Source organism: Nostoc sp. (assembly GCF_036917315.1).
Taxonomy (GTDB): Bacteria; Cyanobacteriota; Cyanobacteriia; order Cyanobacteriales; family Nostocaceae; genus Nostoc.
Window position 1 is genome coordinate 19,351 of record NZ_JBALDR010000051.1, and the last position, 19,582, is coordinate 38,932.

15 protein-coding genes and 1 pseudogene are annotated in these 19,582 nt (G+C 42.4%); 3 read left to right on the forward strand and 13 right to left on the reverse strand.

Annotated features, from left to right (window positions below):
• Positions 1–50: 50 nt before the first annotated feature.
• The 10 genes and pseudogenes from V7K84_RS24510 to V7K84_RS24555 form a co-directional block, all read right to left on the reverse strand.
• Positions 51–656: a DUF4129 domain-containing protein gene (locus V7K84_RS24510; protein WP_334841877.1), complete on the reverse strand. Its 606-nt coding sequence runs from the start codon at positions 654–656 to the stop codon at positions 51–53.
• A 143-nt stretch (positions 657–799) separates the two neighbouring features.
• Positions 800–1,288 carry a DUF2243 domain-containing protein gene (locus tag V7K84_RS24515; RefSeq protein ID WP_334841878.1) on the reverse strand — a complete coding sequence of 163 codons (489 nt, stop codon included), beginning with the start codon at positions 1,286–1,288 and terminating at the stop codon, positions 800–802.
• A gap of 97 nt (positions 1,289–1,385) precedes the next feature.
• Positions 1,386–1,800 (reverse strand): annotated as a pseudogene (locus V7K84_RS24520) (pentapeptide repeat-containing protein).
• An 87-nt stretch (positions 1,801–1,887) separates the two neighbouring features.
• Positions 1,888–2,325 (reverse strand): RrF2 family transcriptional regulator, encoded by a 438-nt coding sequence (locus tag V7K84_RS24525; protein ID WP_289795696.1) that lies wholly within the window; start codon positions 2,323–2,325, stop codon positions 1,888–1,890.
• A gap of 183 nt (positions 2,326–2,508) precedes the next feature.
• Positions 2,509–3,858 (reverse strand): sensor histidine kinase, encoded by a 1,350-nt coding sequence (locus V7K84_RS24530; RefSeq protein WP_334841879.1) that lies wholly within the window; start codon positions 3,856–3,858, stop codon positions 2,509–2,511.
• 332 nt (positions 3,859–4,190) lie between these two features.
• Positions 4,191–7,193 carry a beta-phosphoglucomutase gene (gene pgmB, locus V7K84_RS24535; protein WP_334841881.1) on the reverse strand — a complete coding sequence of 1,001 codons (3,003 nt, stop codon included), beginning with the start codon at positions 7,191–7,193 and terminating at the stop codon, positions 4,191–4,193.
• Between the two features lie 232 nt (positions 7,194–7,425).
• A complete protein-coding gene (locus V7K84_RS24540) occupies positions 7,426–9,837 on the reverse strand; it encodes a sucrose synthase (protein WP_334841882.1) in 2,412 nt (803 codons plus the stop codon).
• A gap of 244 nt (positions 9,838–10,081) precedes the next feature.
• Positions 10,082–10,240 (reverse strand): hypothetical protein, encoded by a 159-nt coding sequence (locus tag V7K84_RS24545; RefSeq protein ID WP_334841884.1) that lies wholly within the window; start codon positions 10,238–10,240, stop codon positions 10,082–10,084.
• Between the two features lie 51 nt (positions 10,241–10,291).
• Entirely contained in the window at positions 10,292–10,675 is a 384-nt protein-coding gene (locus V7K84_RS24550; protein WP_334841886.1) for a beta-lactamase hydrolase domain-containing protein, read from the reverse strand.
• A gap of 366 nt (positions 10,676–11,041) precedes the next feature.
• Positions 11,042–13,507 (reverse strand): PAS domain S-box protein, encoded by a 2,466-nt coding sequence (locus V7K84_RS24555; RefSeq protein ID WP_334841887.1) that lies wholly within the window; start codon positions 13,505–13,507, stop codon positions 11,042–11,044.
• 475 nt (positions 13,508–13,982) lie between these two features.
• On the opposite strand from V7K84_RS24555, the gene V7K84_RS24560 reads away from it, so the two are divergent.
• On the forward strand, positions 13,983–14,234 hold the full coding sequence (locus tag V7K84_RS24560) for a hypothetical protein (protein ID WP_334841888.1): 252 nt from the start codon (positions 13,983–13,985) through the stop codon (positions 14,232–14,234).
• A 345-nt stretch (positions 14,235–14,579) separates the two neighbouring features.
• Here V7K84_RS24560 and V7K84_RS24565 read toward each other — a convergent pair whose 3' ends face one another.
• Positions 14,580–14,807 carry a DUF4327 family protein gene (locus V7K84_RS24565; RefSeq protein WP_334841889.1) on the reverse strand — a complete coding sequence of 76 codons (228 nt, stop codon included), beginning with the start codon at positions 14,805–14,807 and terminating at the stop codon, positions 14,580–14,582.
• A gap of 511 nt (positions 14,808–15,318) precedes the next feature.
• Between V7K84_RS24565 and V7K84_RS24570 the strand changes: the two genes are divergently transcribed.
• The gene (locus tag V7K84_RS24570; RefSeq protein ID WP_334841890.1) at positions 15,319–16,551 is read left to right on the forward strand and encodes a cysteine desulfurase-like protein; all 1,233 of its coding nucleotides are present in this window, start codon (positions 15,319–15,321) and stop codon (positions 16,549–16,551) included.
• A 227-nt stretch (positions 16,552–16,778) separates the two neighbouring features.
• Here V7K84_RS24570 and V7K84_RS24575 read toward each other — a convergent pair whose 3' ends face one another.
• Positions 16,779–18,056 (reverse strand): molybdopterin molybdotransferase MoeA, encoded by a 1,278-nt coding sequence (locus V7K84_RS24575; protein ID WP_334841891.1) that lies wholly within the window; start codon positions 18,054–18,056, stop codon positions 16,779–16,781.
• 21 nt (positions 18,057–18,077) lie between these two features.
• Entirely contained in the window at positions 18,078–18,704 is a 627-nt protein-coding gene (locus tag V7K84_RS24580; protein ID WP_334841892.1) for a PEP-CTERM sorting domain-containing protein, read from the reverse strand.
• A 309-nt stretch (positions 18,705–19,013) separates the two neighbouring features.
• On the opposite strand from V7K84_RS24580, the gene V7K84_RS24585 reads away from it, so the two are divergent.
• The gene (locus V7K84_RS24585; RefSeq protein ID WP_334841894.1) at positions 19,014–19,571 is read left to right on the forward strand and encodes an RDD family protein; all 558 of its coding nucleotides are present in this window, start codon (positions 19,014–19,016) and stop codon (positions 19,569–19,571) included.
• The last annotated feature ends 11 nt before the right edge of the window (positions 19,572–19,582 follow it).

Sequence of the window (19,582 nt, forward strand, 5' to 3'; positions counted from 1 at the left end):
TAGAATGTTGTTTGTTTTATGTAGAGACGTTGCAATGCAACGTCTCTTTTTCATTCCGGGGAAATTTCTCGATAAGCTTGCCGACACTGCTCATAATTGTCTGGCAAAATCTCGGCATTACCAAAACATAGTTGCTCGTGAGTGGTAATTAAAGTTTCATAGGGCTGTATGGGAGTCACAGACGATCGCAGCAATTGCAGATATTCTCCATCAGTACGGCTGAGTTTGTGGGGTGCGATCGCATTTTTATCCAACTGCTGCAACATTGCTAAATAAACACAACGGCAAGCCTCACGGTAATTACCTTGACGGTAGAATTCTTGCGATCGCTCCAACAAAAGGGCTATGGATGACTCATTAGAGCGATTTTTGACGCGAAAATCAGTGAGATTACCACTTCTATTTAGCCAAGAATATATATAGGGACTGAATTCTCGCCATAATTGCCAACCTACCCACGCTACAAATAATCCCAGTACCAACCAAAACAGGAATTTCAGCAATTCACCAAGCCAAGGACTAATTGACCATCCAGTAGGCAATTCTGGTAAAGCCCGTTCAAAGCGGTAAAACTGGTATTCCCACCATTCACCCGCTTGTTGTTGGAATTGAGACAACTGCCAACTCCAGCTAGTTTTTTCAAAAGTATCTGTCATAGAGGAGAGTGGGGAGTGGGGAGCAGGGGGAGCAGGGGGAGCAGGGGAGCAGGGGAGGCAGGGGAGGCAGGGGAGGCAGGGGAAGAAGAACTTTGATATTGACCAATGCCCCATGCCCCATGCCCCATGCCAATGACCAATGACTAATGACTAATGACTCTTGACTCTTTTTTTATCATTAGCCAGCCAATGGCAACAAGTAGCGCACCCAATGCAAGAAATCCTAGATCCCAAGCTAACTCATTTGGGCCTGCTTTCACATGATGGACACCGAGAATTTGGTGGTCAATTAAACCTTCAACCAAGTCGAACAACCCAGTCCCAATCAGTATCGATCCAATAAAGGTTTGTGATGACCAAGGAACATCATCACGTCTTCCAGCACGCCATAGTAACACAACTCCTATCACGGTGAATACCCAATTTAAGGTATGAAAGAACCCATCCCATACCATGTTCAAATCTATATTCGCCCTGTTTATCAGAGGTCTAATGTTACTCAGCATGTGATGCCACTGGAGGATTTGATGCAGCAAAATTCCATCAATAAACCCTCCAAGACCCACACCAATAAAAATTCCAGCAGTAATTAGTGGTGCGCGTCGGTTGAAGGTTTCACTTTTCGCCTCCATTGTCAACCTCATAGATAGGCTTTTTAACCAAAATACAACTCTTTTGAGAGAAATATCTTCTATCTTGAGGCCAGTACGATCGTTTAACTTAAATTAATCAATCTTCAAATTTAATCTGCATACCCGCTTTCACTGGGTCGAAATCTTGGGGAAAATGAGTATTGCGTTGGCGTAGCCTACCGTAGGTAATCGCAGTCTGCTTTTTCCAGGTTCGCTCCTTTGAGAGCGGCTTGGCGGAGATTCGCTGACATCAATAATGCTCCCCTAAGATCGGCATCCTTCAGATTAGCTTGACTAAGAAAGGCATTGCTCAAATCAGTTCCCCTCAAATTAGCGCTACTCAGGTTAGCTTCACTCAAGTCAGCATAACTTAGGTCAGATCCTTGCAAGTTAATACCTTGCAAATCAGCATTACCCAATTCTGCTTTACTAAAGTTCCGTTTTCCTGCTGCATAACGCTCCACGAGAGTAGTGGCACTATTTATAGGCTGTTGAAAATTGACTTCAGGTATATAACAGCGTCACAGGTTGTCTTGTTATTACTTTCACATACCCAAATAATTACGAATTACGAATTAGTAATTATTTGGCCATCCTTCCTAAATGTAATACATTAGCTCCTTCTGTTCTCGGATCGATCTTCGTTCGCAAAGGTCTTGGAGTGTATATTTTTCCAAAACGGAGTTAGCCGCCTGACGTGCTTCTTGCCAAACTTCCTGAATTAGCTCACCTTCTACCGTGTTGGGAGTAGGCTCAGAAGGAGAGACAACAATATCTGACCCTTCCATGCAGCTAAAAGCATCCAACACTGTAATTTTTCCGGGATCTCGTGCCAGAACATAGCCACCTTTGGCTCCGCGTATACTCTTAATTAAACCTCCACGTCTTAATGTTGCTAGAAGTTGTTCTAAATAGCGGTTCGGGATATCTTGCAAGGCCGCTATCTCTCGAATTTGTAGGGCTTCACCGTTAGGGTAGCAGGTTGCTAACTCTAACAGGGCTAGAAGTGCGTATTCTGATTTGTTAGAGATTACCACAGGTGTAATATTTTAAGCTCATATTTAAAGATACAAAGTCTTTGAGTTTGTTTCCCTAAGCTACTGCGAAGAAAAACTTTACAATCAACTCATTGTTGACCGGCTAACTCTACTTTAAAGACCTTCTAGCATACAAGCAATTACTTTTTTTTTTAAATTCGATAAATAAAAGTGATTGATTAGCTATACATGGAAATTTCTTGAAAATGGCAGAATGACAGTAAAGGTAGTTCCCGTACCGATCGCACTTTCAACTGTAATCTCACCGCCATGTAAATCTACAGCCTGCTTGACGATGGACATCCCCAATCCCATTCCTGGGATATTGGCTGTATTACTGGCGCGATGGAAGGGTTCAAAGATGTGTTCAATGTCAGCAGGGGGAATGCCAATACCAGAGTCTTGAGTCTGGAATATAGCTTGCTCGTTAGCAGTGGTTACAGAAAACCTAATCGTACTACCAATGGGAGAGTATTTGAGACAATTCGAGAATAAATTACTCAAGATTTGGCGCAGTAGTTTCGCGTCTAAATTAGCTGGTGTACATTGGCACTCACTGCTAAAAGCGATCGCATGTTGTGAGCGATCGCTCTGTTGTAATTCTTCTAATAAATCGCGGCAAAATTCCACCAAATTTATGGGTGTTGGATTAAACTCTAACTTGCCTGTTTCATCCTGACTCAGTACTAATACATCATTCAATAACTGAGTTATATGCATAACTGATGTTTGAATGCGACGTAGGTGAGTTTGTTGTCGTTCTTCGCTCCAGAGGTGGCGATAATATTCTAGTAATTCAGCAGAAGAGTGGATGGTAGCCAAAGGGGTGCGAAACTCATGGGAGGTGATGGTGAGCAAGCGGGATTTAAGTTCGCTAAACTCCCTTTCTTTAGCAAGCGCTTGTCGCATCGCCTCTTCTGCCCATTGCAGCTTGGCTTGCGTTCGCTTACTTTCGCCAATATCCCGCAATAGCCAGCGCAGACTAACTAACTCACTAGATTGATTACGGATAGCAGCAACCTTAACCGCAGCCATAATAGGTGTTTTGTCACGCGGTCGCAAGTTTACTTCCCACTCTTGCATTTTCCAGTCAGGGAATTGGGCGCGATCGCGCAGATGAGTTAGTTTCAAATGAAAAGCAATTACTTCTTTCTCAAGCACAAAAATCCCTATGGATTTACCCAACAAGAAACTTTTGGAAATGTTAAGCAGAGTGGTGGCTGCTGAGTTAGCTTCCTGAATTATCCCTTTTGTATCAGTCACAAAATAAGCGTCTGGTACTTCCTCAAATAATTCTTGGTAGCGTTGACTTTCTGCTACCAATGCCTGTTGAGTGTTAGATAATTCTTTATTCTGCTGCTTTAAATCTTCATTCACTAGTTGGAGTTCTTCCAAAGCTAGGTAAACTTCTTTGAATACTGCGGTAACGAGTTCAATATCTGCTTGTGCTTCTTGCTGTTCACTTTGGCGTTGCAAGAGGGCGACGCGCTTACGCATGTTCTCTATCTGCAAAGCTAAATCGTCCAAATTCACGCTCTTGCTCCTAATTTCTAAAGTGGGATTTTGTTTTAGATTCCCTACTTAGACGATCTTAGCTTTTGGAGTTTAACAGTTATCAGCAATTTCAGCGTAGTTTTAGGTAGCTTTAGTTCTTTGGGGCGATCGGGACTTAATACAGCAGAATTCAGGAGTAAGAATTGGTGAATGGGCTACGCATAACAGAAGTAAAATACTGTTTCTACTTAGCTCTAAGACGAATCGTTGTGTATTTCACCTTCCTTGAAATCTGCTGTCAGTATTGAACCTAACTCATGACTGGAAGTCACGAGTGTGCGGCTGAAGTCCATCAAGCAGTTCTCGTTTGTTTAATGTTTTTGTCTGGAAATGTTACTCAATTGCTCTCGAAGGTCTGCCCATTTAATACCTTCTAAACTGGGTAAAACAATATGAGCAGCTCCAACTCGTTCAACAGGGCCGAGTCCTACTGCCCACATCCCAGCAGCTAGAGCGGCTTCAACACCGGCTGCGGCATCTTCTACAACCACAGATTGCGCTGGTTCAATTCCTAGCTGCTTGGCTGCGTACAGAAATAGGTCGGGTGCTGGCTTGGGTTCTTGTACGCTGTAACCGTCTGCGATCGCATCTACTTTGTCCACAATGCCCAATCGCTCTAGCACTGGGCGGGCATTTTTACTCGCTGAACCAATACCGATCTTAATATCAGCTTGCCGCAATTCATCCAATAGAGCGATCGCACCTGGCAACAAATCCTGGGGTGTCATGTTTTGGATCAATTCGACATAATAGCGATTCTTACGCTCCATCATCTCCTCGATTTGTGCTTCCGAATACGGTCTATCCCCAACAATCAGCATCAGGGAAGCACGACGGGATACACCCCGCAAAGCTTCGTTAGCTTCCCGATTAAACGGTATACCCTCTTCATCAGCTAGCTTCTGCCAAGCTAGATAGTGAAGTTCTGCTGTATCTGTTAGCACACCATCTAAATCGAAGATGAATCCTTGGATGTTGGGCAGGGGAGATGGGGCATCGGGCACAAGAGGCAGAGGGGAAAAACTTACTCCAACTTCTCCCCTGCTTCCCTGCTCCCCTGCTCCCCCGCTCCCCCGCTCCCCCGCTCCCCTACTCCCCTGCTCACTTGTCCCCAGTTCCTCATGCAAATCGAAGTCATGCCATTTCCCGCGCCAGTGCAGTTTAAACTTTAGGCGCGTCCAGCCAGGGGGTAGGTGGGGATTAGCTACAGGGCCATTTTCAGTTAGTTGGATGCCGCCGAATCCAAAAATTACAGCTTGCCAAATCCCACCAGCACTAGCACCGTGAATTCCATCGTTGGTGTTACCTCGGTTATCTTCAAGATCCACCATTAACGCCCGCATAAATTGTTCGTAAGCTTCAGCTGATTTGCCCAAATCGGAAGCCAAAATGGCTTGAACTGCTGGTCCAAGGGACGAACCATAAGTAATATCGGTGCGGGGTGCGTAGTAGTCCCAGTTTGTCTGTAATGCTTTTTCGTTATAGGGAAAATCTGCTGATTCCCGCATTAAATATAGGAGCATTAATACGTCTGGTTGCTTTAGTACTTGAGATTTGTTGGTTTTATCAATACCCAAGATCGGTTGCATGGAGCGATCGCGTGGTTCATAATCTGCTAAGTTGATATCTTCCAATTGGAAAAATCCCTCGAACTGCTCGATTAGTCCTGTTGATGGCTCATAGAAAAACAATATTTTGGCGACGATATCTTGCCAGTGCGATCGCTCCTCTGGGGTCAGCTTTAGTTTCTGTTCTAGTTCGGTGGCTTGTTCGGGGAATTTGTCAGCCAGCCAATCATAGACGGCGATCGCTTTCTCTAGATGCCATTGCGCCATCCGGTTTGTAAAGGCGTTGTTGTGGACTAATTCATGGTATTCATCCGCTCCGATTACTCCCTGAATTTCATACCGATCGCGCTCAGAATTAAATTCGGCCCGACTACCCCAAAAAAGCGCGGCATCTAAGATAATCTCTGCGCCGCACTTTTGCATCCAGTCATCATCACCAGTAGCTTGCCAGTAGTTCCAGACTGCGTAGGGGATATCTGCATTGATGTGAATTTCGCGATCGCGGCACCAAATCCGCACGTCTTCACCATAAAAATCACTACCGATAGCCCAACGTGGTGTCACTTCATCTCCGGTATCAGCACTTTCCCAAGCAAACATTGCCCCTTTATAGCCGTAATGGGCTGCCTTGCGTCTAGCTCCTGGTAAGGTGTGCCAACGGTAACTGAGTAAATTGCGGGCGATCGCTGGTTGAGTAAACAGAAATAGGGGTTGCATAAAAATTTCTGTATCCCAAAAAATATGACCGCGATAGCCAAACCCCGAAAGGGTTTTAGCGGGAATGCTCACCCTATCATCATCCCGTGGGGCAGCAATCAACAGTTGAAAGAGATTGTAGCGAACAGCAAAAGTAGCTGTGTTATCCCCCTGAATCAGGATGTCACTTTGCTGCCAAACCTTATTCCATGCCTGCTCATTGGCTTTTAGTAATGTTGCGTAGTCTGGCAGGTGTGCGAGTTTTTCTTGAGCTGCTGGAACTGGTGCTTCAATCTCCCGTGAGGTAAAAACTGTCACAAGTTTTTCCACTGTCACAGTCTGCTGCGCTTTAGCGAAGAAGGTTGTACTCAAGGTAGGATAACCAGGTGCGGTATTGACTTGTAAAGATGCTTCAGTGCCTAATATTGTCACCTTAACTGCCATACCAAGTTCAATTCGAGAGTTGCGCGTGCGGCGTTGCAACCAGATTCCTTGATTAGTCTTGCCCTGATCTAATTCTTCCCAGTGATTCAAACCCTGATTTTCGGGATAGCCATTGATGCTAGCTTGAACTTCGATTAACCCCTCAAAATCTATTGGTGTTAAATGGCAGCGTAGCGCCAACACGTGCGGATCTGCAAGACTAGCAAAGCGTTCAAAGCTAATGTCTATGGTGTTTCCACTGGGAGAGCGCCAACGCACGGCCCGAGTCAGTAGTCCTTGGCGTAAATCAAGCTGGCGATCGTAGCTCAATATCTCACCTCGATCGAGACGGAAGCGATCGCCATTCACAATCACTATCAAGGGTAGCCAGTCAGGGCAATTTACCAGTTCAGTGTACACCACAGGCACATCATCGTAGACACCGTGGATAAAAGTAGCTGGCAATGTATGAGGATAACCTTCCTCAAAACTGCCTCTTGTCCCCAGGTATCCATTGCCGATTGTAAAGACGGTTTCTTTGGAGTGCAATTGCTCAGGGTCAAACTGGGTTTCGATTAATATCCAGTCTGTGTAGATAAAATGGCGAGAACGACCTTTTGTTTGCATAAGTTGGAGATTGGAGATTTTGAGTCTTTGAGCTAGATGAACGAGTATCTGAGGTGGATGAACGGAGTTCTGAGGTGGATGAACGGAGTTCTGAGGTGGATTAACGGAGTTCTGAAGTGGATGAACGGAGTTCCGAAGTGGATGAACGGAGTTCCGAAGTGGATGAATCCAGTTCTAACTCTCCCTTGCTCCCCTGCTCCCCTGCTCCCCTGCTCCCCCACTCCCCACTCCCTCATCCCCCCTTATGCTTTTCCAAAATCTTTTCGACTCTGGGTTTATAAATGAGATGAAATAAGGTTTCCATGTAGCGATCTCTGGCTTCGTTATTTTCGGGAGCAACAAAGTTCCAAAAACTAAACATTTTCGCAAGCAGTAGTAATTGATTGCTATGTAAATGCCAATTATATTTGTGATGAATTCGTTGACTCATCCATTCTGAAACTTCGTACCAGTATTCAGCATGAGTATCGCATTGCTCAAGGAAGTCTAAAATTTTCGTTGCTGTTCCTTCTAAGTCTGTAGGATTAACATTAAATTGATTTTCTTTGTTCTCGATAATTTCTAAAGAACCGCCAAATTGAGTCGCAAAAGTTGGCAAGCCAGAAATCATCGCTTCCAAAATACTCCGACCAAAGGATTCAAAAAGGGCAAAATGGACATAAATTCCCTGAGAATCGGCAATTACTCGGTAGGCTTCGCCGATGTCGCTGCTAGGAACACGCATTCCTACCCAGCGAATCTTGCCATCAAGATTATATTGGTCGATAATGTCGTGGAGTTTTTGAATTTCTTCTGCTTCTTCTGGGTTGCTAGCTTCATGTAGATGCAGTTTAGTAGTTAATATAATCAGGTTACAACGCTCTTGCAACGCCTGACTTTTACCAAAACATTCAGCTAAACCAGTGAAATTTTTGATTGAATTGATGGTATCAAGAGCAAAGATTGGTCGATTATTGGGGCGTTCTAAATGGCCAAGAATTTGTGGATCTTCGCGGGTAAAGAGTAAGTCGTGGACTTCTGTGCAAAGTTTAGAATCTCGGTTTTCTTTTTGGCTGTAGGGAAAGAAAAGATTTTCATTTACTCCCGGCGGCACTAAGTTAAATTTAGGACTAAACAAATCAATACCATCAACTACATGATACAAGTGCGGCATCGTAAACCACTTATAAGACTCGTATTGACCTATCGTATCAGGCGTGCCGACAATTTCTTGATAGGACGATGTGATGATAAAGTCAGCTGCATTCATGCTAATCAAATCGGCGGTAAATTGTGCCGAGAAATGATATTTATCTTCTAAATCTTGCCAATATAAATTGCTAAATAGATATTTAGGTTTTTCCAAAGAATGAGCAATGTTACACTGGGTGACTTTCATGCGGCGGGATAGCAGAAAGGCTACTAAGTTACCATCGCTGTAATTGCCAACGATGAGACTAGGTTTGCCTTGGAATTGAGCTAGTAATTCTCTTTCTGCATCTATCGCAAATTGTTCTAAATAAGGCCAAATGTCAAATTTAGAAATCCAATTATTGGTGATGTCTGGATTAAATTCACCAAAAGGAACGCGCAATATCCAAGCATTCTCAGTATCTTGGACTTTTTCGAGGTGCAAATTACAAAATGTCCCTTCGCAGTTAGGGATTAGTCGAGTCAGAATAATTACATGGGGTTTAATACCTAGCCGATCGAGTCCAGCGAGTTTGATTTGTTCGCGCAGTTCGTTTTCTAAGCTGCGGGCTTGTTCGAGGACGTAGATAACTTGACCAAGTGTTTCATCCCTTCCCAAAACATCCTCCTGTCCAACCCAGCCGTGGATGGAGATGAGAACGACGCGAAAGACGGCGGGGACGCGAGCTACAAATGTTTCTAAGATGCCAGGTTCTGGGGAGTAAATGAGTCGGTCGAGGAGTTCTAAAGTTTCAGAGACTCGCGCCGCAGTGTTACCCCAACCCGGCTCAAAGCCGAGTTCTTGGAGATCAAAGCTAAATTTTTCATAAGGTTCATCAGGCGATCGCTCACTCAGCAATTTCAGCGCTAGCTTAATTTGTTTGGCTAACTCAATACCAGAAGAAATGCGATCGCTCAACAATAGGCGAATACCATTGCATTGCAACCTATGTAACGCTTTAAATAACATTTCTACCCAATATTCAGAGTCAGTCAACAATTGATTGCACAGGTAACGGTTGAGGAAGGCTAAACCTTGACCAATATTTCTCGCGTCGTCAATTCTTGGAGAACTCTCATAGAAGGGGTGGAGATCGATTTCCAGAATATGGGGTTGGTAGCGGTTGACTAGACGATCTCTCACATCTAACAGGGCTTGAGGCGTCATCTGCTCGAACCTGCTAAAGTCAGCTGTCAGTTGCCAAACTTCTTGATTAGCAATCCTCGGTCGAATCACGAACCAAGTACTTTCCTCTTCGATAATTATTTCGTGGGTATATTGTATTAGTTTGCCAACAGCAGAAGAGTAGTAAAAATAGGCTGGCTTTTGGGATTGATAACAGTAGTCAGCAAAAGCTTGCAAAATCTCATTTCTTAGGAAGTAATGCTTACCTGAAGTACTCAACGCATAAATCAACTGATGTAGAGCAGTTTTTTCATCACCGTTGGAGAGAGCTTGAACTAGTTCATACATGATGACGAATTCCAGAAATTTAGCTAGGTAACAACCTCATTTTTCTTTCTAGTTTTCGGTTTGCTGAGGTATATTCCCCAAACGATCGTAAATTACTATAAAAATTTTCGCGTCTAGCTCTGGGATGAAAGGCTGTGAGAACTTCAAATCTATGGGATGAGGGAGTAGAGGAAGGCAGACAAGGGAAAATTATTGAACGAGTTTCTTTTTCAATCGGGTATAAAACACTATTTTCAATTAAGTACTAAAGCAAAATTGGAGCGATCGCTAGTAAGCTTGGAATATAATTCTTTTGACTTTTGGGTTTTGACACTTCGACTCCTTTCGGCTGCGCTACCTTGGCTCCGGTTGCATCGAGCGACTTGTACTGAGCGTAGTCGAAGTAAGTCGAGATGCTCGGCACAAGTCAAGTCGCTCAGTGTTAACTTTTGACTTCCGCCTTGCGGTACTAGTCTTATATCAAGCCTAAATTAATAACTTTTTGCAGTGCTTTTTCAAATGCTATGCCTTGTTTGAGGGCGATATACAACAATACTATTGCAGATGAACGAATTGAATTATCACAATGTATCAGAATCGGCTTGGGTAGTTCAGTGACGATCTGATATATCTGGAGCATACCTTGATGATTAATGTCTTCAGGTTTAGTTGGGATATTAACGTAATACAATCCCAAAAGCTCAGTCTTCTCCTGCTCATTAGCCAGCAAGCCTATTTCGTCGGATAAACGTAGGTTCAGTATAGACTTATAACCCTCATTAGCTATTTGTCCCAGTTGATCTAGTGTAATTTGCCCAGCGATCGCTAAGTTATCATTAATCTTCCTAACAATATTCATCAGCCGGATTAACCCTATTTTGCCAACGTTGCCTATACTCTAAATTTAGGAAACCAATCTGAGGATCTTGTGAAGAATTGGGTATGGGATATGCTTATTCTTCTCGTCCCCCTTGTCCCTTTTTCCCCTTTCCCCCTTTTCCCCTTCTCCTTACTAGTACAGCACGGCGAAAATAAACCACCCCTGACGCTCAATGACTCGCTAACGCTGCGCTAACGGCAGTTCCTCATGGGGGGAACCCCCATCGCCTTTGGCGTCTCCCCTTGGGAGAAGACCGGACTACCTCACCATTCCAAATCAATGAAACGCTTACGTTCTATTCATTTTTAATTTTTAATTTTTAATTTTTAATTCCGCCTTGCGGTACTAGCCTCTCAATAGGTGGTGTAAACTGTTCAATAATTCTCTGGCTGTATAGGGTTTTGATAAAACTGCTTGCACATTAACATCAGCAGCTTGAGCAAACACTTCCATTGAGTTCAGCCCGCTACAGGCAATAATTTGAAGCTGGCTGTTCATTTTTCGCAAGGTGCGAATAGCGGTAATTCCATCCATTTCTGGCATCATTAGATCCATCAACACAGCATTGATTTGATGCTTGTGTTGGGCGTAAAGTGCGATCGCCTCAATGCCATTACTAGCAGTGAGTATCTGATAGTTATGATTTTCTAGGATGATTGCGGCAATCTCCCGAATTTGGGTTTCATCATCTACAACTAAAATCAATTCTCCCTCTCCTGGGATCAAATCCAGGTCTTCTATCTTAAATGAGTGGGTTGCTTCGACAGCTGGTAAAAACAGGTCAAACTTGCTGCCTCTACCGACATTGCTAGACACTTTAATAAAACCGTCATGGCTTCTAATAATACCCAACGCTGTTGAAAGTCCAAGTCCCGTACCTGTGTTGACCTCTTTTGTGGTGAAAAATGGCTCAAAAATTCTATCTAATATTTTTGGCGGTATCCCAATTCCGTTATCGGCAACGGTAATCACAATATAATGCCCAACCTTGGCATCAAGATTCATTCTGGTATAAGCTTCATCAATAAACTTATTTTCCACAGAAATATTGATATTGCCACCATCTGGTAAAGCATCGCGGGCATTTACTAACAGATTCATTAATACTTGATGTAGTTGTGTCGTATCCCCAGCGATCGCGCAAATTTCTTCTGGGATAATGGTGGAAAATTCAATAGATTTGGGAAATGTCTGTTTAGCAATTTGGATAATTTCTGAAATCAGATACTGGACTTGAATAATTGTCGGCTCTCCTTTATATCCCCGTGCAAAGGATAAGACTTGCTTCACTAAAGCTGCTCCGCGTTTGGCGTTGCTTTCTACCAGTGTCAGCAATTGCCCAGAACGCTCCTCGTCTTGGAAAAATTTTCCCTGTAATAATTGAGCCGATGCCAAAATTGGTGTCAATATATTGTTCAAGTCGTGGGCAATACCACCTGCAAGAGTACCAAGGCTTTCCAATCGCTGGGTGCGAAAAAACTGCTCTTCGAGTTGTTTCTTTTGGGTGATGTCAGTGTCAACAGTCAGGATGGATTTGGGATCTCCTGTAGAATCACGCATCAATGTCCAACGGCTTTCCACAATAATTTTCTGACCGGATTTTGTAACTTTATGTAACTCACCTTGCCACGAGCCACTCTCAATTACGCTTTTTAGTGGTTCTTTCAATTGCTGCTGAATTCCGGCTGGGTATAAAATATCGTGGAGGTCTTTGCCAATAATCTCTGTAGAAAGCCAACCGTACATCCGCTCTGCACCTTTATTCCAGAATAAGATTTGAGACTGGAAATCTCGAACTAATATGGCGTCGGTAGCGATATCAAGTAGAGCGGCTTGTTCGGAAATTTTTTGTTCTGCCAGCTTGCGCTCGGTGATATCTTCAGCAATGCCACCATAGTAGTTAACTTGTCCTTGGTCATTATAGACAGCAAAGCCCCGATTGGAAATCCAGCGGATCGATCCATCAGGTCGCAAAATCCGATATTCTGCTGAAATGGATTGACTGCCACTAAGCAGTTGCTCAATTGATTGGGTGGCGCGAGAGCGATCGTCTGGATGAACTGTGTCTAGCCAAGATGTTGGCTGCTCAAATAGACCTTGGGAAGATCGACCCCAAATCTTCTCATAAGCAGGACTAATGTACAAAGGGTAGAATGAATCTGCGCTACCAATCCAGATCGTGGCGTGGGTATTTTCGGAAAAAGTGCGAAATTTCTCCTCACTTTGGCGTAATGCTGCTTCGGCAAGTTGGCGGTCGTGTAGCGCGGCTCGCTGTTCGGTAATATCTCTGCCTACCTGTTGTATTTCAACAACCTCTCCTTTGTGATTATGAATTGCGATCGCATTCCATTGAAACCAGCGGATACCACTGACTGTCAACTCACATCGCTCACAATTAGTCAAGGGATGGGATGAAGATCCTAAAGCTGTGATACTTTCCATCACTTGAGTCAAGTTATCTGGATGAAGAAACTGGAAATATGACTGACCGCGAAACTCATCTTGTTTCCAGCCAAAGGTTTGACAAGCTGCTACATTGGCAAAGGTAATCTGCCCTTGCAAATCAATGCGGATAATTATATCAGTTTGGCTTTCTACAAGTTGGCGATAGAGGTTTTCGCTCTGCCGTAATGCAGTTTCTGCACTTTGGCGTTCAATAATTTCTTGTTGCAACAGGACGTTAGACATCACAAGTTCTGCTGTCCTTTCCGTCACTCGTTGTTCTAACTCCTCGTAAGCTTGGTGCAGTTTTTCTTTCACAACCTGGAGTTCTTCGAGGGCTTGCTGAAGTTCCTGATTAACTTGCATCATTTGAGCCGATTGTGCCTCAACCCATAATTTTAAGTTATTTTGACTTTGGCTGCGGACTTACTCTATTTCAATTGGTTGAATATTTTCTGACCGATCGAGACAATAGCTTCGACTAAAAAACTATCAGAGCTAATCGATCGTAGAGAATAATTAATAACATGATTTAAGCTAGCTAATTTAAGCAGTTGCTCGTTGAATCTTATGGTTAATTTGTCAATTATAGTAATCTTACTGGAATTTATCTGAATATAATTTGAGGATTTTGTGAAAAAACCGCTAAATCAGCATGAAAGTATTACTGAAAAAATATGTATAAGTTCTGCTAATTTATTAAGTATTTTAACTGTCCTCACAAGTTCTTTATATTTAAAGACTATAGTCAAAATATAGACAGTTTGTTTTAAATATTTACGGGCTTCTCAAGTAGCTGCCCTGAATTGCAATAACACTTTTATGAACAGGATTTGAGAAAAATATGAATTACTGTCCTTGCTGCTCAAGCTTACTTTTAGAACATATACGTGGTGCAGAGACTTACTGGTTTTGTCGCCACTGTTGGCAGGAAATGCCTATTTACGATTGGAACGAATCCAGTTCACTCAGCGATGTTGTCATGGGAAAACTATCTAGAAAAACTCTAAAAGAAAAACGTAGCAGTACTACTGTTTACGTAAGCCAATGGCAATCAATTACCGAATGGATTGGGCTAGAAGAGTTATCTACTTAATACAACCTAATACAATTGACTGAAATAGGTTGGTATAATTATTTTCTCTTGATCTCAGTAATAAATTGCCATAAAATGCAAGGCTACAACCCAATAAGCAGGTATTAACTGACACAGCTAGAACAAGAAAACAGCCTTAATAGAGAATTATTGTATTGCGATGCTAGCGGTGGTTTTCTTCTCTTTTCCACCGCCTAAGCCATTCATCAAGATTTATTGCTGACTTTAATAGTCTCTTACTTATAACCCCCGATTAATTCGAGGGTTTTTAATGTTGAAAAATGAATTTGTAATTTTAATTTTATTGGGATGTAGCTAATGGTGGTTCAGCTTCTAAATGCAGTCTCAATCATCTTCCCATGATTCGTGATTCAGTAGGTCGATAATTCTATCTCTGAGTAAAAATTCATTTTTTTCTAACTCAAGTTCAAAATTAACCCAGTCACGATGAGGAATATATTTACAGATGGTGTAAATTGGGTGCTGACGGTTAAGAAGTCCCTTTTTAACAAGTTGAAGTGCCTCTTCCTTGATAACCTTGATGTCGTATTTAACCGTAGTGGTAGTGTTCATAAGTCCTTCCTTTGTTTTCAATCAAGGAATTAAGACTCAAAACAATAGTTGCTTTGACTCTCCCTTAAACTTATCAAATAAAATTGGAGAGAATTGTGAAGAATCAAGACATTAATAGTTGCTATAAGATTAGATACAACAGATTTCAACTTCTTTACCAACGCGAACAGCGTGTCGGAGACAGAGGCTACGCCAACGTAAAATGCAGAAATACTCCATAACCTTCCCCTTAGTAAGAGTCGCCACTACGTTGAGCAGTCCGACTTGTTTGCTCTTAGGGTTCCCGATATTTAGCAAGTGGCGTGAGGGTTGGGGAGGGGTGTACTTTATGTAGTTACAAAACGTTGTATGTCATATCATTGCTACATCTCTTTATATTCTTTGTCACCAGATGTTTAGAGCAAGAAGGCTCCCACAACAAGCTGCAAAGACCAAAAGAGGATGTAGATGCTCTCTGGGCGACTTGTCAGAAGGTAGGCTAGGGTAAAGAATTCTCTAGAAAACTTATATTATGCTCCTGAATCTTGATAAAGTTCGTCAATATTTCCCTGCTCTAGCTGGTGAATGGACTTTTTTTGATAATGCCGGTGGATCACAAACCTTGAAAAAGGTAGTAGATAGAATTAGCGAATTTCTCTTAAGTTCTGATGTCCAGTTGGGAGCTTCTTATGGGGTTTCTCAACTTGCAGGAGAACGATTGGCTTTAGCAACTAGGGGAATGGCTACTTTCATTAATGCCAATTCTGATAAAGAAGTGGTTATGGGCCCATCTACTACAATGATGTTGAAAGTTCTCTCAATTTGTCTGGGTCAAACCTTCATACCTGGTGATGAGGTTATTGTTACTAATTGTGACCATGAGGCTAATATTGGTGCTTGGGTCGCTCTTGAAAAACAAGGAATGAAGGTTAAAGTGTGGAAAGTTCGACCAGATACTTTGGAACTTCATTTAGCAGATTTAGAACCATTGATGAGTCATAGCACCAAACTGGTAGCCTTGACTCATGCTTCTAATGTTCTGGGAACCATCAATCCAATCAAAGAAATTGCTGCATTTGTACACGATCGCAACGCGATGATTTGCGTAGATGGTGTAGCTTATGCACCTCACAGATTAGTTGATGTCCAAGATTTAGATGTTGATTTTTATACTTTGAGTTGTTATAAAGTCTATGGGCCTCACCATGCCTTACTTTATGGCAAAGAAGAACATTTATTAAGATTGCCTGGCCTTAATCATTATTTTATTGAACAAACAGACATACCTTATAAATTTCAGTTAGGTAATGTCAATTTTGAATTAAGTTATGGAATGTTAGGTTTATGTGATTATTTAAGTGAATTAGCACAACTGCACTACGGAAATGAAACTGCACCTGATTTGAGAAATCAAATGGTGCAAGCATTTGATTTAATTAGCATACATGAAGAACATATTAGCGATCGCCTCTTAAATTACCTCAACAGTAAGCCTAATGTGCGAGTGATTGGTCAATCAAAGGCTGACCGTCAATTCCGCGTACCAACTATATCTTTTGTCGTTGATGGAATAAATAGCTCAACTATTCCCGCAAAAGTTGACCAACATAATATTGGGATTCGCTATGGAGACTTTTATGCTAAACGGCTGATTGAATACCTGGGGTTAGCGTCCCAAGGTGGAATAGTTCGGGTAAGTATGGTGCATTACAACACCGTTGAGGAAGTTAACAGCTTGATTGAGGCTTTTGAGCAAATATTTTAACTAATTCGTAATTCGTAATTCGTAATTCGTAATTAGCGGGTTTAATTCAAGACGCTTGGATTAAGCCTTTTTTTACCCTTTCTCACCCTACCTGCCTTAACAGATACATCTCACAAAACCAAGCACATTGGGATTTAATTTCCCTATAAAAACGCTACGCGATCGTCTATTCATGATTTTATTTCACACAGGTATAAATTCCCTTATATAACTGTTTTAATTACGAATTACGAATTATTTTGACCATTACTAAGCTGTAAAACTTGCACTTCTTCTTGTGGCAAAATTACTGTTTGACCTACAGGTAGAACAGCTAAGGCATTAGTTTGAGCTAAATTAATTAAATTGCCAGAACTGTGACTACCAGCAGCTTTGTGAAATTCGTAAACTCCATCAATTAAATGCAATTTACCCCAAAGGTAAGTTTCACGTTTGCCGTTCGATCGCAATTCATCATGCGATCGCACTTTCAAAAATGCTGGTTCCCAACCTTCAGTAATTCCCGAAAGTTTTTTGATTGCTGGTAGCACAAACCGCCAAAACGTCACCAACACAGCAGCAGGATTTCCTGGTAAACCAAAGTATAGTCCTGAATGCGGAGAGACGCGATTAATCGCGTCTGTACTGGGGAAAGTGGCGACAGTCAGGGGTTTTCCTGGACTAATTTCCACAGCCCGAATGTGGATTTTTGCTTTTAGTGACTCTAGAATTTTGTCAACATAGTCATAATCTCCCACTGAGACACCACCAGAAGAGAGAACTATATCAGCGATCGCAATGGCGTGAGCAATGACTTTCTCCAAAGCAACTGGATCGTCTTTCACAATGCCTAAAATTAACAGTTCTGCACCACTTTGTCTCACCAAAGCTGCCAGCGCATACTGATTAGAATCCACAATTTGCCCTGGTTGCAACGGTTTATCAGCTGTTACCAACTCATCACCAGTGGAAAAAATTGCCACACGCGGACGGCGGTAAACACTTAATTGCGGACACTGTGCTGCTGCCAATACGGCAATTTCTGAGGCATTTAACTTAATCCCTGCTGGTAGTAGTTGTGTTCCGGCTTGATAAAAAGATGCTTTGTGTCTGACAAATTCTTGCGGTTTTGGTGCATCCAGGATAAATACGCGGTTTTCCTCGCGGCGTGTCTTCTCTTGCATGACTACAGTATCCGCACCTGCTGGGATTACCGCACCCGTGAAAATTCGTGCGGCTTGCCCTGGTTGAATCGTAGACTTAGGCTGATACCCAGCCGGAATATCTTCAACAATTTCTAAAACGGTTGGTTGTTCGGCGCTAGAGTGCTGCACATCATCGTAGCGAACTGCGTAACCATCCATTGCCGAATTATCCCAATGGGGAAAATCTAGTGGACTGGTGACAGGTGTTGCCAAAATGCGACTATCTGCTGTCAATAAATCTACAACTTCTGTATCCCGTTGACGATCCAACGGCTGCACCAAATTTAAAATAATTGCTTGTGCATCGCTGACTGATAACATAGCGATCGCCTCCGACTTTTTTTATTCTTGGGTAGCTTTGCTTAGATTTCTATGAGCAGTAAATCCTAAACTACACACTGATAGTAAACCGATAATTATGCTTCCTTCGGGGACTTTGGATACCTGAACCGAATTGTTGCTTAAATCTAGGATTTGCTCTGTGCCTGCTGCATCTCTCTTGTTCAAATGAAATTCTTTAGCTAGAACCTGATTGCTAAAACCTTCATCTATGAGTGCGAGATTATTATTTAGCCATGTGTCACCAGGAAGCCCATCATCCTTGCCAAGATCAAAAGGGCCAAAGATTTGCTCGGTAGTGCTATCAAAGTTGAATCTCAAAAAGCCGTAGTTAGATATCCCACTAAGCACTGGAGTGAAACTATTTATCAGATTACTCAAGGGATCGAAGAAGGAAATTGAGAGAGATTGCAAGTTCTTCGTAGTTCCCAAGCCTGTTTCAGAAATGACGCTGGGAGCAGTTGTTGTATCGTAGTTAAATGAACCTTTAGCTGAATAACCAGTGTCTCCTTTCCAGTTAAAGTTGAACTCAGCAGCATGAGCTAGGTTGTTGGTGGTTATGGCGATCGCTAACGCTAAAGTAGTAGTCGTCACCAGACTAATAGCTGTTTTAGTAAACAGATGTGTCATAGATACAACTTCCAAATTAATTAAAATGAAGTTTCTACAACAATACAATATAGATGTATAACCTTACTGTATGTTGCATCCATAACGAGTAGCGGCTACTCTATGAGATGCCAATCAAGTACCCACAGGGTATCAAAAGTCTCCTAAGTGCTTAATCCTATTTTTGAGTCGTGCAGTTGGTAGTTGTACAAATTTAGTTGGCTGGTTCTTGTTCCTTTACAGCGCAGCAACTAGCCAAGTCATCATCTTAATATTAAAAACAGGAGCGATCGTTATTTCCCAACCCCTAAATAAAAATACTTATTTTGTATGACTATCGAACGACTTCCCCAAAAACACTATCCCAAAGCTGAGATTGGGCGGCGAGGTATGGCATTGGGACTTGATTTCCTTGGTATCTGGTTAGTCAGTTCCCTACTGGGAGGCAGCGATATCGGTATTCAATTTGTTGAAATCTTAGTTTTTGTAATACTTTGGCTGTTTTTGCGGGTAGTGGTGGTATACAACAATCAAGGGCAAAGTTTAGGGCGTTGGGCGTTCGATTTAAAGGTGTTGGAAGTCGAAGATGGAGAAGTAGTGGGCAGAATTCCCGATTTGCTCTCACTGGTGAAGCGAGAGGCGATTATCGGTTTGGGTGCTTTATTAGTGTCAATTGCCCTGAGCAATATTAGAGCCAATCCCACTGCTATACTGCTAGTAATTCCCCTAGCTATTGATTGCGGGACTGCCTTCTCTGATACCCAGATGCGGCAGGCTTTACACGATCGCTATTGTGGAACTTTCATCGTTTCGTCGCGTCGTGGCTACTCGCTCGATATAAAAATTAAAAGATTAGTTGGAAATATGCGGCGGAATGTGAGAAGATAGTCATTTGTGTT